Annotated in this window: 11 protein-coding genes; 8 read left to right on the top strand and 3 right to left on the bottom strand. The window is 69.9% G+C overall.

Annotated elements, in window-relative coordinates; all coding sequences use genetic code 11:
• The first annotated feature begins 164 nt into the window (after window positions 1-164).
• The gene (locus C8054_RS19770; protein ID WP_107158700.1) at window positions 165-1,421 is read left to right on the top strand and encodes a helix-turn-helix transcriptional regulator; all 1,257 of its coding nucleotides are present in this window, start codon (window positions 165-167) and stop codon (window positions 1,419-1,421) included.
• Between the two features lie 329 nt (window positions 1,422-1,750).
• A complete protein-coding gene (locus C8054_RS19765) occupies window positions 1,751-2,668 on the top strand; it encodes an HNH endonuclease (RefSeq protein ID WP_199199849.1) in 918 nt (305 codons plus the stop codon).
• Window positions 2,669-2,712: 44 nt separating this feature from the next.
• Here the strand turns inward: C8054_RS19765 and C8054_RS19760 are convergent, their stop codons facing one another.
• Window positions 2,713-8,109 (bottom strand): AAA domain-containing protein, encoded by a 5,397-nt coding sequence (locus C8054_RS19760; protein ID WP_107158698.1) that lies wholly within the window; start codon window positions 8,107-8,109, stop codon window positions 2,713-2,715.
• A 451-nt stretch (window positions 8,110-8,560) separates the two neighbouring features.
• On the opposite strand from C8054_RS19760, the gene C8054_RS19755 reads away from it, so the two are divergent.
• The 4 genes from C8054_RS19755 to C8054_RS19740 all read left to right on the top strand — a co-directional run bounded on the left by C8054_RS19755 (window position 8,561) and on the right by C8054_RS19740 (window position 13,088).
• Entirely contained in the window at window positions 8,561-10,159 is a 1,599-nt protein-coding gene (locus C8054_RS19755) for a restriction endonuclease (protein WP_107158696.1), read from the top strand.
• Between the two features lie 3 nt (window positions 10,160-10,162).
• Window positions 10,163-10,846, top strand: a complete 684-nt coding sequence (locus C8054_RS19750; protein WP_146179941.1) for a DUF4433 domain-containing protein — start codon at window positions 10,163-10,165, stop codon at window positions 10,844-10,846.
• Complete coding sequence (locus C8054_RS19745; protein ID WP_107158692.1) at window positions 10,843-11,919, top strand: macro domain-containing protein; 1,077 nt, start codon at window positions 10,843-10,845, stop codon at window positions 11,917-11,919. Before C8054_RS19750 ends, C8054_RS19745 begins: the two co-directional genes overlap by 4 nt.
• 287 nt (window positions 11,920-12,206) lie before the next feature.
• A complete protein-coding gene (locus C8054_RS19740) occupies window positions 12,207-13,088 on the top strand; it encodes a hypothetical protein (RefSeq protein ID WP_107158690.1) in 882 nt (293 codons plus the stop codon).
• Here the strand turns inward: C8054_RS19740 and C8054_RS19735 are convergent.
• Both C8054_RS19735 and C8054_RS19730 read right to left on the bottom strand, forming a co-directional pair.
• Window positions 13,068-13,505 (bottom strand): hypothetical protein, encoded by a 438-nt coding sequence (locus C8054_RS19735; RefSeq protein WP_146179940.1) that lies wholly within the window; start codon window positions 13,503-13,505, stop codon window positions 13,068-13,070. The two genes, C8054_RS19740 and C8054_RS19735, sit on opposite strands and share 21 nt — an antisense overlap.
• A 420-nt stretch (window positions 13,506-13,925) precedes the next feature.
• The gene (locus tag C8054_RS19730; protein ID WP_233219726.1) at window positions 13,926-14,438 is read right to left on the bottom strand and encodes a DUF1772 domain-containing protein; all 513 of its coding nucleotides are present in this window, start codon (window positions 14,436-14,438) and stop codon (window positions 13,926-13,928) included.
• A 170-nt stretch (window positions 14,439-14,608) separates the two neighbouring features.
• Here C8054_RS19730 and C8054_RS19725 point away from each other — a divergent pair, with 170 nt between their 5' ends.
• Together C8054_RS19725 and C8054_RS19720 are read left to right on the top strand one after the other, a co-directional pair.
• Entirely contained in the window at window positions 14,609-15,748 is a 1,140-nt protein-coding gene (locus C8054_RS19725) for a sensor histidine kinase (RefSeq protein WP_107158685.1), read from the top strand.
• Window positions 15,745-16,407, top strand: coding sequence for a response regulator transcription factor (locus C8054_RS19720; RefSeq protein ID WP_107158683.1), 663 nt, complete (start codon window positions 15,745-15,747; stop codon window positions 16,405-16,407). The genes C8054_RS19725 and C8054_RS19720 overlap by 4 nt, the downstream gene beginning before the upstream one ends.
• Window positions 16,408-16,415 lie beyond the last annotated feature (8 nt).

The following is a 16,415-nucleotide window of genomic DNA, read 5'->3' as shown; positions in this document are numbered from 1 at the left end:
CCGGAGCCAGCACCCGCCCCGGGCCGTGCCACCAGCTTCGGGGGCGAGGAGACGCGGAACTACAGCGCCGACGGAGCCCGTATGACGCAGAAATGAGGCATAAGCCGCCCCACCAGTTCAACGCACGGTGACTACATTGACGACAGAACGGAGGGAGGCCGAGCATGGCGTTGAAGCGGCACCGGTTCTGCCAGCGCCGGAAAGCGTTGGGATACAGCCAGGAGCGCTTGGCCGACATCCTGGGCGTGGAGCGGTCCACGGTGGTGAGGTGGGAGAACGCCGAGACGGACCCGCATCCCTGGCACAGAACCCGGATCGCCTTCGCGTTGGGCGTTACGCTCGAACAAGTCGACGACATGCTCGCCGACGTGTCGGTGGCCAAGCGCCGAGGGCAGGCTATGGGAGACGGAACTCAGGACCACGACGCCAGCAGCCCGAGTGCTGCCCGGCCGGAGCTTCTGAGTGGCGTGCGGAGCTTCCTGACCGACTACCTCACGCCGCCGGCCCCGCCAGCCCAGTCCGTCGCCCAGCTTCGACGGTCCGTCCGGCGTATCCACGATCTCTACCAACGGGCGAGTTACTCGTCTGCCGCCCGCCTGCTGCCCGACGTGCTGCGCCAGGCAACCGAACTGACCAACGACCCCTCGGGGCCCCATAGCAGGGATGCCTTCCGCCTGCTCGCCGGCGCCTACCTCGCGGCAGCCAAGCTCGCGGCCAAGGTCGGCGACGGAGAAACCGCGCTGCTCAGTGCCGACAGAGCCGCGACCGCCGCGAGAATCAGCGACGACCAGGCCCTCGTGGCGATCGCGGCATATCAGGCCGCGTGCGGTCTCCTGCGGATACCCGGCCGAGCGGGTGAAGCCGAGGAGATCACGCGCAGCAGCATCGACCACCTCGCCGCCGGCAACCCGACGGCCGATCCCGACCTGCTGTCAGCACAGGGGGCCCTGCTCCTTCTCGCTGCCGTCATGTCGGCTGGGCAGGACAACACGAAGGAATCTGCCCAGTACCTGTCGCGGGCCGAGCGGCTGGCAGCCGACCTCGGCGCGGAACGGAATCGGCTGTGGACGGCCTTCGGCCCGACGAACGTGGCCATCCATTCCGTCTCCGCCGCCGTCCGGTCCCGGAAGGCCGAGCATGCCCTGGAACTCGGGTCGCGCCTCGACACCTCGCGGCTGCCGACCGTCATCGTCGGACGGCGGGCGCAGGTGCACATCGACTTGGCCGCAGCCGCGTTCATGTCGTCGGCGGACAGGTCCACCGCGGTGCTGCACCTGCTCGAAGCCGAGCGGGTAGCCGCCGAGCAGGTCCACGCGAACGTTCAGGCGCGGGCGATCCTGCTCGACCTGATGACCAAGGAAAGGCGAGCAGTGACACCAGGACTACGTCCGCTGGCACAACGAGCCGGGCTGCTGGCATAACGAGAAAGGCCATCGCGCGCGTCGGGACCGGCTTCCGTCAGATATACGACGTTGAGTCGACCATGATCGCTTCGACAGTATCGACGGGATTCACGGATGAGAACGGTCGACGGACCTTCGGCGTGGGTCGCATTACTGGTGCGGCCGGAGTAACACCGCTGCCCAGCATGCGTTCGACTCCATAGGGCGGCTCCGGCCGTTCTAGAAGGGCGGCCTCCTGTTGGAGGTCCACGCCGGACCGATCAAACCGAGGTTGGTGGGTACAACAACGCTTAAGCCTTCAGACGGTAACCGTTCAGCGGAAGGGAATCGATGGTAGGCATGGCAGTATGTCGATCATGGAAGATGCGGCTCTCGACCTACGCCTTCGCACTGCGGCTGCCGACTGGCTCACGGAGCGTGCGCAACACCAGCGCGAGCTAGCCACTCAAGCAGAGCTGGCGGAGTTCATCTTCGAAGGAAGACGGGTCGCACTCCTCGACCGACAGCGCGGCATCCGTAAGCCAGCGTTCCTCGACGCGGCACTGTCCTTCCGCACTCGGTACACCCCGCCGGGCCATCTGCCGCCTTACGAGGATCGAGAAGGACCGGATGGACTTCTACGGTATAAGTATCGCGGAGAAGATCCTGAGCATCCCGAAAACGTTGCCCTACGTCGCGCCTACGAGCACGGGCTACCTCTGATCTGGTTCGTCGGGATCGCGCCCGCTCTCTACCTGCCGAGGTACCCCGTCTGGCTCATCGCAGACGAGCCGCAGCAACTGCAATTTGTGGTGGCACTCGATGAGGCGCAGCGCTTGATCGTGCCTGGCGACGCTGTCGGCACGGAGAGACGACGGTACGTCGAGCGCCTCACAAGGCTACGACTCCATCAGCCAGTCTTCCGAGCGCGAGTGCTGCAAGCCTATGGCACCCGTTGTGCCATCTGCCAACTACGGCATGGATCGCTGCTGGACGCCGCCCACATCATCCCGGACGGCCAACCGGCCGGCGACCCTGTCGTCCCCAATGGCCTGGCACTCTGCAAGATCCATCACGCTGCCTTCGATCAAAACATCCTCGGAATCCGTCCCGACCACCGAGTCGAGGTCCGTCCCGACATTCGTAAGGAAGTCGACGGACCAATGCTGCGCCATGGGATTCAGGAGATGCACGGGCGTCAGATCAGTCTTCCCCGGCAGCGCTCTGCCCATCCACACCGCCACAGATTGGAGGCACGTTACGAGAAGTTCCGGACGGCGGCCTGAACGCCCTACCTCAGTTTCCTGGCCGGCGGCAGATGACTCCGGCCTCACGCGAGTTGCGCGGACGCCTCCACCACTCGACTGCTGGCGACCGCCAACTCCTCCTCGGTGAACAGCTCCCGGAACCCTGGCCGGATCACCACCGCCTCCGCGGTCAGGTCCACCCGCCCTCGCTCCCACAACGCGGTGAACCCGTCCGACACCACCGGCTGGTGCAGCAGTTGCCGAGCCGTCACCAGGCCGCCCTTCTCCGTCACCATCCGCAGCAACAGCGTCGCGTTGTACTGCGCCTCGTCCCGGGCCCGCTCATAGGTGCGCACCATCGCCTCGTGGAACGCGGCCTCCAACGCCCGCCGATCAGCCGCCTCCGGCACCGCCTCGCCCGATGACTCCGGCGCTCGGCCGCTGACGCTGACCATCGCCTGTCGCAACGCCTCCTCCAGCGCCTGGCGGTCCGGCACCTCGGTTGGGACCGGCACGGCAACGACGGGGGCGGTGGCAGCGGCCCGCGGATCGGGCGCGGGACTGACGGGTCCGTCGCCGCCGGTCAGCCGTAGCAGCCGGGTCACGCTGCGGAACCGGACGGCGGCCGGGCTGGACGGCGGGAAATACTGCACCAGGCCGGCGTGCCTGCCCCGGCTGTCCACCACCGGCATGTCCCGCTTCATTGAAGCGGCGCCGATCACGGCCTTCGCCTCGTGCGGGCGTACCCAGCAGACCTGCCGCGCGCCGCTCGGATGCGCCCGCTCCACCCGGACGTTGGCCCGATACTTGCGGGCCTCCGGCGACGCGCTGTCGTAGTAACGGGCCCACCCGAGTACCTTGCCCTCGTGGCGGATCGGCACGTCGCGGCAGAGTTTGTAGCAGTCCGTGGCGGCCACCGCCTCGTAGGGCCGCAGCCAGGCGACATTGCGGTAGCCGACGGGCACGGGCACCGTACCGTCGCCCGCTGCCTCGTCCTCGGTTCGGATCGGCGGCTCGGATGCCGGCGCTCGCTCGGGCCGCACCGTCTCGACCACGGTGGCGGTCGGGGCGACCGGCTCAGCCCGCTCGTCTCCATCGGCCACGGCCGGGGCAGTCGCCTGCCGCACCACCTCGGCGTCGATGACGCGCGGAGCGGAGGCGACAGTAGCCGACGGGTCGGCGGCGACAGGCGGGGCGGCGGCAAGGAAGGCACCGATGCCCAGCTCGTCGATGCGCTGCCAGAGCGGCTCCAGCGCCGCCTCCGGGTCCCGGCTGAACACGCTTCCCCGGATGCGGACGAACACGCAGTTGCCGACGCGCTCCAGCACCGCCTGGCGGCGCATGTCGCTCTCCCACTGGTCCGGCCCGTGGTAGGCGTCGCCGTCGCACTCGATGGCCAGGCGTCGGCCGTCCGGCGCGGGCAGCACGAAGTCGATCCGGTAACCGCCGATGCGGAACTGGGGCAGCGGTCGGTGGCCGCGCCGCAGGATACGCCGCAGCACCTCGCGTTCGAAGTCGCTGTCGCAGCGCCGCTCCAGGTCGTCGTACGCCTCCTCGGCGGCGTTGACGTTCTGACAGTAGGTGAGCAGCAGTCCGCGCGCGTCGTCCGCGCGTAGGTCCGCCGGCTGCACCGAGTGGAAGACCCAGAGCTGGTCGCGGGCGCGGGAGGCGGCGACGTTGACCCGCCGGTGGTGGTCGCGCTTGGTGAACGCGGACACCGGCCCGGAGTGCGGTTCGACGACCATCGAGACCAGGACGATGTCGCGTTCGTCGCCCTGGAACGTGTACGAGTCACCGACGCGCATCCGACGTCGTTCCATCTCCTCCTCGCCGATCTCCTCCCGGAGCCGGGTGAGCAGATGGATCGCCTGCCCGCTGGTGCTGAGCAGGCTGACCACGCCGATGCTGCGCCCCTCGTACGCCGGGTCGGCGACGATCGTCGCGACCTGCGCGACGAGGGCCTCCGCCTCGGCGACGTTGACGTTGCCGTACGGGGCGACGTCCTGTCGGATTCCGGCGGGCACGTGCACCGCGACGACCGGTTCGCCGATGCCCGCCGGCCGGTCGGTCCGCAGCGGCTCGATCTCCCCGCCGTAGTAGGTCTGGCTGGAGAAACCGATGATCGCCGGTACCGAGCGGAAGTGCTCGGTGAGCAGGATCCGCTCCGGGGAGCGGCGGACGGCGTGGTCGTAGAGGCTGCTCTCCGGGTCGAAGTGCTCGGCCGACGGCACGTCGACCAGGTGCGAGTTGATCAGGCCGGCGACGGTGCCGACGAACGACAGTTGCGGGCCGATCTGCTGGTCGTCGCCGACCACGACGGCGCGTTCGGCGAGGCTCAGCACCGGCAGGGAGAACATGTCGGCCTGGGACGCCTCGTCCACGATCACCACGTCGAAGTGCGCCCCGCCGGTGAACTGCTCGATGGCCCGGTCCACGGACATGACCCAGACCGGAACGGCGTCCACGGCGGCGCTCATGGCCCGCTGGGCGTGCGCCTGCCACTGGGCGGCGTTCTTCCCCGTACCCTTTCCGATCTTGCGGAGGGCGGTGGTCCAGTCGGCGAGCGCGGCCCGGCGGCGATCGTCGAGGGCCTTGGCGACCTCGAGCCAGGACGAGGCCACGACGAGTTCCTGGGTGAGGCGGCGGATCCGGTCCCGGGTCTGCTCGACGCGGCGGCCGAGCACGACCGGGTCGACGCTGCCCACGACGGAGTCGAACCAGGTCTGCGCGCGGCGCCACTGCCACCGGTGCGGGCAGTCGCCGCCGGTGCCGGCCAGCGCGGTCGCCGCGCCTGCGTCGATCTCGGCGGTCCACGCCGGTACCGCCGGGCGGAGCCGGTCGGTGAGCTGGGTGAATCGTTGCGCGTCGGGCCGGAGGGCGGCCAGCCGGCGTACCTCGTCGAGGATGCCGTCCCAGGCGGACAGGTCGCCCTGTCGGCTCTGGTCCAGCAGCCGCCACAACTCGCTGGCGCCGTCGGTGGACATGCCGGCCTGGAGCGCGGCGTCCAGGCCGCGTTCCTCGGCGACGAGGCGGTCGTGCTCGAACACGGTCGCGGACCGGGCCACCAGCTGGGTGAGCGCGGCCATCCGGCGCACGTCGACGGTCTGCTCGACGCGGGGCACCAGCCGACGGACGGTCGCGTGCAGGGTGGGCCACCCCCGACGGTCCCAGTCGAGGGCGGTGGCCGCGTCGGTGAGCAACCCGCCCACCCAGAGTTCGGGCTGGTCGCCGGCTGCGGGCGGCAACTGGAGCGGACCGCGCCAGTAGGCCCACCGGGTCTCCAGTTCCTGCCGCAGGCGCCGCAGATTCAGGTGCGCGAGCACCACGTCCACGTCGTCGACGCCCCGCAGGCCCTCGCCGTCGATGCGGCACTCGGCGGCGAGCTTGGCGAGCGTGCCCTGGAAGAGCTTGCTGACCCCCTTGCCGGCGGCGAAGCGCTGCCGCAGCTCGCCGAGCTGCGCCACCAGCTTGCGCGGTTCGGCCAGGTGCGCCTCCGGGACGTGGACCCGGTGCGCCGCGACGACCCGGGCCGCCTGGCCGAACTCGGCCAGCGCCCGCTGGACGGCCTCGACGTGGTCGGTCCACATGGCCTGCCAGTTCGGGTCGGCCTGGAGGAGCTTGGCCAGCCGGTCCGTCCAGGCGCCCTCGCGCCGGGCGAGGATGGCGTGCGCCTCCCGCAACTGCCGGCCGAGGTCGTCGATCGCCGGTCGGCCGACCGCGCGTACCTCCGGCAGGAGCACGCCGTCGGTGGCGAGCCGGTCCAGCTCCGCGCGGGCGATGGTCAGGTCCCGCCGGGCGGCCGTCAGGGCCGAGGCGGCGGGCAGCGCGGCCACCGTCGGCAGGTGCCGCAACGCCTGGGCCCGGTCCTGACGCTTGGTACGGCGGGCGATGTCGAGCAGGTCGGTGAACTCCTCGACGGTCAGCGGCGGGTCGAGGTGCGGAGGGATGTCGTCGGGGATGTCGCCGTACCGGTCGGCGCGTTCCCGCAGCCAGGCGCCCACGTCGCTGGGCGACAGGCGGACACCGTCGATCTCGTGGTGCGCCGACTCGTTCTCGGCCAGCGTCCGCAGCGCGCCGAGCGCCTGCCCCAGATCGCGTTCGGTCTCCTCGAGCTGCCGGCGCAGCCGGTCCACCCGCTGCTGCTCGGCGCGCTTGTCGAGCGTCGCGCCGCGGTCGGAGAGTTCCCGGGCGGCCAGTTGAAGCTGGACGAGCTGGTCGGTGGACCGGCCGAGGACGGCCAGGCAGAGCGACTGGATCTCCGCCGGCAGTCCGTCCCGCAGGACCCGCAGCGGGTCCTCCTTCTGCGCCACCACCAGCACCCGCTTGCCGTGCGCCATGAGGTGGCAGATCAGGTTGCGGATGGTATGCGTCTTGCCGGTGCCGGGCGGCCCCTGCACGGCCACGTTGCGGTGCTGCGCGAGACGGCGGGCGATGGACTCCTGCGCCTCGTTGGTGGGCAGCGGCATGAGCAGCCGTTCGCCGAGCGGCGTCCACCGCTCCGGCTGGTCGTGCGGCATCTCCAGGCGGCTCGGCTCGTGGGCGAGGATGGCCGCCAGCGCGCCGATGGTCGCGGTGTCCCCGGCGAGCAGACGCGCCCGCAGCTCCTCGAGGAACCGCCGGAGCATCCGCTGCCGGGGGCGGACGAAGAGCACGCCGGTGTCGTGGGCGTACGGGCCGGCCGGGGCGGGCTCGCCGACGGCCCGGACGGTGGGGTCGAGGCCGAGTCGGCGCAGCGCCCGATCCAGGAACTCCACCCGGTTCAGGTCGTCCCAGACGTCGAGGTCGAGCTGCCCGCCGGAGCCGGCGAGCTCTAGGAGCTGGCCGAGATAGCGCTCGTCGAGGCCGGCCAGCGGGTCGGTCTGGAGGCGGGCGGGTCCCTGCGGCACCACCCGGATCATCGACCGGTCGGCGTCGAACTCGATGGCGACCGGCGTCGCCGCCAGCGGGTAGTGCACCCGGTGGGCGTCGATCTCCGCACGCAGGAGACCGTGACCCCAGACCAGCTCCTGGGTGGCGGCGTTCATGTCGAGGCGGTGCTTGAGGTCGAACAGGCCGCGGTGCAGCCCACGGACCGCCTCGGTGCGCCGCGCCTGTTCCGCCCAGGGACGCCAGTCGCGTTCCCGCCACTGCGCGAAGCGGTCGGTGAGTCGCTCGACCGTCTCGTCGTCCGCCGCCAGACGCGGTTCACTGTCGTACGAGACCGGGCCGGCCAGATGCGGGACGAACTCCGCCGGTGGGCGCAGGGGCTTCGGGGCGGCCGGCAGACCCACCCGCAACCAACTGCTGCCGTCCGGCGAGACACCGACCTGGCAGTCCGGATGGGCGGGCAGGTCGTGCTGCCAGAAGGCGTCGGCGGGCGGCACCGTCCGGGCGGGCTTCTCCATCTGCGCCCGCACGGCCATCAGGTAGTCGACCAGCGAGGTGGCTCGGTCGAGGATCACCGACGGGAGTTCGACAGTGGACGTCGAGCGGGAGAGCATGCGCACCCTTTGTGTTGGTCGGGCAGGTTCGAAGATCCGAGTGGTCAGTCCGGCAGGGCTGGAAGCCTCCGCAGATTTCGACTCGTCTGCGACATGTGCCGCGACAACACGTACATCACGACCGACCTCCCCATGGCGGTCTTCGGACCCTACCGGCCGCAGTCCCGTGGGCGGGAGTCCCCGGTCGTCAGGAATTCACTGACCGAGCTGGCACGATCGCGGTCCGTTCCGGCGGGCGGGTGCGCCAACGGTCCACAATCGACCTCCGTCGAGCGATAGGTCTGGACTAAGGGCATCTGTCTGAGATCTGACATGAAACTCTGGCTCATTCGGGAGGATAGCGACTAATTGCGCTTGAGCAACGAGCCGCTACTCACTCGACACGGTCCACGCATCGTGGTCGCTGGCTATGGTGTCGATTCCGCAACCCTCCTGACACCTAGGAACGACTGTGGGCATCCTCAAGGAGATGCAACGGGCGCATGCGCGGCAGGTGCGCGCCCAGAAGCAGGCTCAGGCCGCCGCCTACCGACACCATCAGCAGATGCGTCGCGAGGCAGACCGCGCGATGAAGGCCGCGCAGCGCGCCAGCGCGGCGAACGAACGCGAGAGGAAACGGCTGTACGCGGAGGCGCGTACGGCCGAGGTGGTCGCCGACAACGCAGACCTCCAGTCGCACCTCGACGAGTTGGACAAACTCCTCTCGGCAACGCTCGAGGTCGACGACCACATCGACCTTCGCCGCCTGCGGCGGTCCGCGAAGCACCCACCTTTCGACCCCGGGCCCCTCGGCACCCCGCTGCCACCTCCGGACTGGCGGCGCTTCGCTCCCCCCGCCCCCAGCGGCATCAGCAAGATGTTCGGCGGCCAAGCCCGCCACCAGCAGCAGATGGCGGCGGCACAGCAGTCGTTCGCGCAGGCTCAGGCGCAACACGCGGCGGCCGAGGCGGATCGGCAGCGCCGGCTGTCGGCCGCCCACCAGAAATACCAGCAGCACTGCGCGAAGGTCGACGCGGAAGTCAATGCGCACAACGCGGAGATCGAGCGCTTCGCGGCGGCCCTCGCCGCCGCCGAGCCCGAGCCCGTCGTCGAATACTTCGGCATGGTGCTGGGCAACTCCGTCTACCCGGACGACTTCCCTCAGCACTACCGGCTCGCCTATGTCCCGGAGTCCCGGCAGTTGGTGGTCGAATACCACCTGCCGATCCTGGACGTGATCCCTGCGGTCCGGGAATACCGGTACGTCAAGTCGCGCGACGAGATCACCACGGCTGCCCGCCCGGCCAAGGAGATCAAGGAACGGTACGCGAATCTCGTCGCCCAGGTCACGTTGCGGACGGTTCATGAACTGTTCGAGGCGGACCGCTCCGGACTCGTGGAAACGGTGGTGTTCAACGGCATCGTCGACACGACCGACCCCCGGACCGGCGCATCCGTCCAGCCGTGCCTCGTCACGCTTCGGACCACCCGGGACGTGTTCACCGGGCTGAATCTGAAGTTGGTCGAGCCGCTGGCCTGCTTGCAACACCTCAATGCCTCGGTTTCCAAGCGTCCTGCGGAGCTGGCGCCGGTGCGACCGGTGCTCGAGTTCGACATGGTCGACAAGCGTTTCGTCGACGAGGTCGACGTACTTGCCGACCTGGACCAGCGGCCGAACCTGCTCAAGCTGAGCCCGACGGAGTTCGAGAGCCTCATCCAGAACCTCTTCGCCAGGATGGGCCTGGATACCAAGCAGACGCGCCCGTCGCGAGACGGCGGCGTCGACTGCGTCGCCTTCGACCCCCGACCCATCTTCGGCGGCAAGGTGGTCATCCAGGCCAAACGGTACCGCAACACTGTCGATGTCTCCGCTGTCCGCGACCTGTTCGGCACCCTGCAGAACGAGGGCGCGTCCAAGGGCATCCTCGTGACCACCAGTGGCTACGGCCCGGCCTCGTACGAGTTCGCCTCCGGGAAGCCGCTGGAGCTGATCGACGGCTCGAACCTGCTCTACCTGCTCGCCGAACACGCGGAGGTGAAGGCACGGATCGACCCCGGCGAACTGGACTGAGCGGTGCGTCCAGCGAAGCCCGAGCGTGCGCCGATCATGCATTTCACGCATGTCGACAATCTTCCGAGCGTCCTCTCCGCCGGCAAGCTGCTTGCTGACAATTCTGTTGGCGCGCGCCTGAGGACCGATGTCGGCGCCGCTGACATCAAGGCCAGTCGCCGGACCCGCCCGGTCACCTGCCCACCCGGTGGCGTCGTCGCGGACTACGTGCCGTTCTACTTCGCGCCCCTGTCGCCGATGATGTTTCGGATCTCGCGGGAGCATCGGGACGGAAGGGAAGGTTGCTACCCCGGCGGGGACGATCCGCTCGTCTACCTGGTGACTTCGATCGATCGGGTGCATGGAGCAGGCCTGCCCTGGGTGGCAAGCGACGGCAACTGCGCCGCGGGAGTGACCACCTTCTCCCGAGCCCTCGGCGACCTGGCCGCGCTGGTGGACTGGCCGTTGATGCGAGCCAAGTACTGGAAGAACGTTCCCGAGGACTCCGACCGGGTCCGACGCCGGATGGCCGAATTGCTGGTCCACCGCGAGTTTCCGCTCGACCTGATCACGGGTTACGTCGTGCGGACGGAGGCTCGGAGGACGCAGGTCGTCCACATCCTCCGAGCTGCTGGCATCATCGACGCGTACGTTGATGTCAGACGGCACTGGTACTACGGATACCAGCGAGGGGAGGTGCGTGAGTGATCGTCATCAGCCATGGCAACCTCCTGACCGCCGATGCCGAAGCCCTCGTGAACACGGTCAACACGGTGGGTGTCATGGGCAAGGGCATCGCCCTCCAGTTCAAGCGCGCCTACCCGGCCAACTACACCGCCTACCGAGCTGCCTGCGCGGCGCAAGAGGTCAAGCTGGGCGAAATGTTCGTCTTCGACTCAGCTCGCCTCGGTCCCCGGCGATACGTGATCAACTTTCCCACCAAGGGTCACTGGCGTGCCAGTTCCCGGATCGAAGACATCCGCTCGGGGCTGGCGGATCTGGTCCGCGTGGTGCGCCAAAGGAAGATCACTTCAGTTGCGGTCCCAGCTCTGGGCTGCGGCAACGGCGGTCTCACCTGGGGTGAGGTTCAGCCCATGATCGAAGAGGCTTTCGCCGCGCTTCCCGAGGTCCGGGTGCTGCTGTTCCCCCCCGAAGGTGCCCCCGATCCCGGTGACATGCCGGTGGCCACGGAAAAGCCCGGGCTCACTCCTGGCCGAGCCACGCTGCTGCGAGCGATCGAGCGCTACGTCGACCGCGCCCGCGCGCTCGAACCCCGTGAGGGCGTCACCGTCCTGGAGATCCAGAAGATCGCCTACTTCCTCCAAGTGCTCGGCCAACCCCTTCGCCTCCGTTTCGCTCGTGGGCGATACGGCCCTTACGCGGAGAACCTCAACCACGTCCTCGACCGGATCGAGGGGCACTACCTCACCGGGTTCGGCGATCGATCAGCCCGGGTCGAGGAGCTCCAGCCGGTCCGCCTGGTCGACGGCGCGGCCGACGATGTCTCCGCCTGGTTCACCGCACATCCCGTCCCGGACGCGCTGCTGGACCGCTTCGCGCAGCTTGTCGACGGTTTCGAGGCACCGTACAGCCTCGAACTGTTGGCGACGGTGCACTACGCCGCCGAGCTGCACCCTCCGGCTACCGACATCGACGAGCTGATCGATCGGGTGCGAACGTGGAGTGGGCGCAAGGCCCGGCTGTTCACGCCCGCCCACATCCGAATGGCCCACGGCCGGCTCCAGGACGTCGGGCTGCTGCCGAGCCCGGCACGGACCTGAGAAGGCAGCTTGACCGGAATACCGGTAACGGTCGGCGGCCCCCGGGCTGCGACATGTGCGGTAATCCGTAGGCTTGTACCAGCGACTTAGGCTGAGGTCGATGTCAATCGAGGTCTCCAGCCGGTCGCCGCGTGCCGTTCCGTGGTTGCAGAGTGTCTACGATCTGATGTGCGCCGAGGCTGAGCAGGACCCACGGATGGTTGAGCTGATCAACGAATGGGGTCGCCGGACGAAGCGCGCGCTACCCGCCGCAGTATTCGAGTTCTACAACCATCGTTCGCATCCCAGTGCTCAACGACTCCGGCGTCGTGGTCGACGGGGAATACTGGACTCTTCCGCTGCCCGATCTGTGGCGGGAGTTCGCCTACGACAACCACCTGCTCTCCTTGGAGGAGATCCTCGCGGGAGTCGAGCGGGCCCAGGTGGGCAGCGATCCCTTTCTCGCGAGTTACTCGGTGGAGCCGGTACAGGATCGGTGCGGGCCGCTGGTGTGGTTCGAAACGGAGACCTACGCCGCGTACGTCAACTGCTTCGAGCTCGGCGGGGCCGACGATCCGCTGGTCTGGGCTTGCTCCAGAACGTCTACGGCGGAATCGGGCCTGGGGTGGGGCCGCGACGGCGAGTCGTTCAGCGGCTGGCTGTTGGACTGGTTCGCGTCGTTCTACCACGAGCGCGACCTGCCGTTGTCGTTCGAGGGGCCGGACGCGGACTGGGAGTCCCTTGAGCAATGGCCGATGCAGCCCTACCGCAACGGGCTATGGGCAACCGCGATCGACCAGCCGGCGTCGGCGGTGGTCATCGCCGAACTGACCGCCCGGTATGGGCAGCCGTCCCGGCGGTCGCTGGCCGGCGGCGCGGCTTCCTACCGGTGGCAGCCGCACGAATGCGTCCTCACCGTGACCACGGACCCACCCGACGGCAGCGTATCGGCGTGGTGGCTTCACGGCGACACCCACGAAGCCTTCGCCGAGCTACTGCGCTCGGTCTGGCGCTACGGGACGCTACCGAGCACCCTCACCCACTCCCGGTCATGCGTCAACCGGGCTGAGGCGGACCGGGTGATCGAAGACGTGTTCCAGGGTCGACGCGTCGCAGGCCCAATGATTCGATCTCTTCTTCGTCACGCTGGTGAGGTTGGCGGAGCTGTTTCAGAGCTTGACCAGGGCTAGCGTCCACTGGCCGTGATCGTCTTCCCAGAGGGTGACGATCTCGCCAACCGGGACCGAGTTGTACTCGTGCCGCTCGTCCTCCTCGGAGTAGTCGCCGTCCTCCTCGATCGCCGCGACGATGCGCAGTGCGTCCTCGCGGGTGCCGTCGGTGGCTGCCCGGATGCGGGAGACCCGCCACTCGACACCGCTGAGGTCGCGGCCGATGAGCTCACTACCGCGCACGAGATTCTCGTCGTCGCCATCGATCTCGAAGAGAGTGCCGGCACCGTCGACCAGCAGCGTGTCGGTGTCGCCGATCATCAGGCTTTCGTCGATGACCTGTTGTTCGCCACGGAGTACCGCCGGGTCGAGCCAGGCCGGCCGCCGGTCGAGTCCGACCTCGCTGATGAAGTTTCCCCAGGCGTAAAGCGCGTACATGCGCGGCATGTTACAGAGCGGCAAGATCTTGCTTGTTCGGGAGGAACGCCGTGGAGCATCGCCGGCCTGGTGGCCTCCCCCCAGCGCCCCCGTTGATTCCGGGTGCACCTGCACGACGTAGGCGAGCAACCCCCGACCAGGTCGCCGCCGCACTGCTCGTCGAGGTACGGCGGCTCCTCGACCAGGCGTCGACCGCTCAGACCACGACCGCCGACGCCGCCCTGATCAGCGAGTCGTAGCTCGTCCAGGCAGAGCACCATCTCATCGAGTCGGGCGGTCCGGCGGGTCTTGACGATTCGTACCGTCGGGTGGAAGCCCATCGCCAGGATCGCCGCGTGCATCTCGCTGCGGCCGAGCACCTCGGTTTCGTGTTCCTGGCAGGCCAGCTCATTGTCGAGCGGCGTCTTGACGCAGAACAGGTCAGCCCGGCTCACCCGTCGGCGCGGTCGAGCGCACGAACCGCAGCAACGCGACGAACGCCAACCCGGCCGTCACCGCCCCACCCGCGAACCGCACCCAGTGCCCGGCGACGAATTCCGAGGCCACCTGCCGCAGGTATTCCGGCGAGTGCGTCCCCACCGGGTCCACGAACATGATCTCGTTGCGCGGCCAGAAGAACACCGCCGAGAACAGGAACTCGCAGGCGACGAAAACCACTGTGGCACCGGCGACCCACCAGCGCAGCCGCCGGTCGCGCCAGGTGAGCAGCGTCGCGGCGAGACTGCTCAGCACCACTGACGCGCCGAGCGGCGGAAAGTAGTCGTGCGGGCCGCCGTCGACCAGGAACGCGCGGGCGCGGTCGAGTGAGGCGGGCGGGTCGTTGAAGATGTTCGGGTAGAGCATGACGGTCTCGGCGGCCACGCCGCCGAACGACAGCATCGCCGCCCAGACCATCACGATCAGCGCGAGCCACGTCAGTTTGGTGCGGGACACGACGGTTCTCCTCATCTCAAGGGGACGTCATCGACGCTAGGGCGGCAACCGTCGGTCGTCGTCCGCGTAGCCGCGTGCGCGGTTGTCGCCTCTCGGCGTACACCCGGGGGTTGTCAGTGACGCCTGTGGGCGGCAGCGCCGGAGGGCCGCGCGGACCTAGGCTCGGGGCCGTGCCGGACCTCTCGCTGACCCGCGCCGACGCGGTACTCGCGGCGGCCACGCTCGGCCTGGTCGTGGTCGCCGTGGCGACGGAGGCGACCGCGCCGGGCGCGGCGGCGCTGGCCGGCGCGTTCGGTGTCGGGTTGGCCGCGCTGGTGTGGTGCGCCCGACGGTGGCCGCTGCCGGCGCTGCTGGCCACGGCGGTCGGCATCCTCGGGTACTACGCGCTGGACCTGCCGCCGCTCGGGGTGGCCGCGCCGGCCGCGGCGGTGCTCTACCGGGTCGCGGAGCGGGGACGGGTGCTGCCGGCCGCGCTGGTGGCCGGCGGGCTGCTGACGGTGTCGGTGACCGCCCGGCTGGTCGAGGGCGACGACGTCGCGGTGGTGGTGGGAGCGGCGTTGGGGTCGGAGGCGGCGCTGATGCTGGCGGTGATCGCGCTTGGGGACGCGGTGCGGAACCGGCGGTCGCTGCGGGCTGCGCTGGACCGGCAGGCCGTCACCGCGGCCGAGGACCGCCGCCGGGAGGCGGCCCGGCAGGTGGAGGCGGAGCGGTTGCGCATCGCCCGGGAGGTGCACGACACGTTGGGCCACACCATGTCGGTGGTCACGTTGCAGTCGGCGGTGGCGCGGGAGGCGCTCGCCGATCACGAGCCGGCGCGGGCGGAGACCGCGCTGGCGGCGATCCACGCGGTGAGCGGTAGCGCCATGGCGGAGCTGCGGGCCACGCTGGGCACGCTGCGTCGCGAGCCGGGACCGCACCGGCCGGCGCCCGGGTTCGCGCAGCTCCCGGCGCTCGTTGACGGCGTCCGCCGGGGTGGGTTGGCGGTGGAGCTGCGCGTCGACGGGCCGGTGGCGGCGCTGCCGGCGGTGGTGGGCAGCACTGTCTACCGGGTGGTGCAGGAGGCGTTGACCAACGTGGTGCGCCACGCCGGGGCCGGCCGGGTCACGGTCGCGGTGCGGGCGACGCCGGGCCGGTTGACGGTGGAGGTCGTCGACGACGGTCGCGGCGGGTCGCCGGGCCGCGCCGGCCAGGGGTTGCGGGGCATGGCGGAGCGGGTCGCGCTGCTCGGTGGCACGGTCGCGGCGGGCGCCGTCGTGGCCGGCGGCTTCCGGGTGTACGCGGACCTGCCGCTCGCCCGGGTCGCCACGTGAACCCGGTGCGCGTGGTCGTGGTGGACGACCAGCACCTGGTGCGGACCGGGCTGCGGGCGCTGCTGGAACGCGCGCCGGACATCGTGGTGGTGGGCGAGGCCGGCGACGGTGTCGGCGCGGTCGCCGTGGTCCGGGAGCAGCGGCCCGACCTGGTGCTGATGGACGTGCGGATGCCGGGTGGGGACGGGTTGGCGGCGTCCCGGCGGATCCTGGCCGACCCGACGCTGGCCGGCGTGCAGGTGGTGGTGCTGACCACGTTCGACGACGACGAGTACCTGTTCGAGGCGATCCGCGCCGGGGCGGCCGGTTTCCTGCTGAAGGACACCCCGCCGGACGCGCTGCGCGACGCGGTGCGGGTGGTGGCCGGCGGGGACGCGTTGCTCTCCCCCGCCGTCACCCGTCGGGTGCTCGCCGCGGCGGCCCGCTCGCCGGTGGCCGACCCGGCGCGGCTGGCCGGACTCACCGCCCGGGAGCGAGACGTGTTGGCGCAGGTGGGCGCCGGGCGGTCGAACGCGGAGATCGGGGCGGCGTTGTTCCTGAGCCCGGACACCGCACGCACCTACGTGAGCCGGCTGCTCCAGAAGCTGACGGCCCGCGACCGCGCCCAGCTCGTGGTGATCGCGTACGAGAGCGGGCTGGTGCGCCCCGGCGAGGGGTGACCCAGCCG

The sequence above is a fragment of the Micromonospora sp. RP3T genome, assembly GCF_003027925.1.
In the GTDB taxonomy this organism is placed as follows: Bacteria; Actinomycetota; Actinomycetes; order Mycobacteriales; family Micromonosporaceae; genus Micromonospora.
This window is presented reverse-complemented; position numbering and strand designations above follow the sequence as displayed.

Excerpts from the sequence above, each read along its gene's own strand:
- C8054_RS19770 (WP_107158700.1), top strand. The coding sequence starts at position 165 with ATGGCGTTGAAGCGGCACCGGTTCTGCCAGCGCCGGAAAGCGTTGGGA.
- C8054_RS19765 (WP_199199849.1), top strand. The coding sequence starts at position 1,751 with ATGTCGATCATGGAAGATGCGGCTCTCGACCTACGCCTTCGCACTGCG.
- C8054_RS19760 (WP_107158698.1), bottom strand. The coding sequence starts at position 8,109 with ATGCTCTCCCGCTCGACGTCCACTGTCGAACTCCCGTCGGTGATCCTC.
- C8054_RS19735 (WP_146179940.1), bottom strand. The coding sequence starts at position 13,505 with ATGTACGCGCTTTACGCCTGGGGAAACTTCATCAGCGAGGTCGGACTC.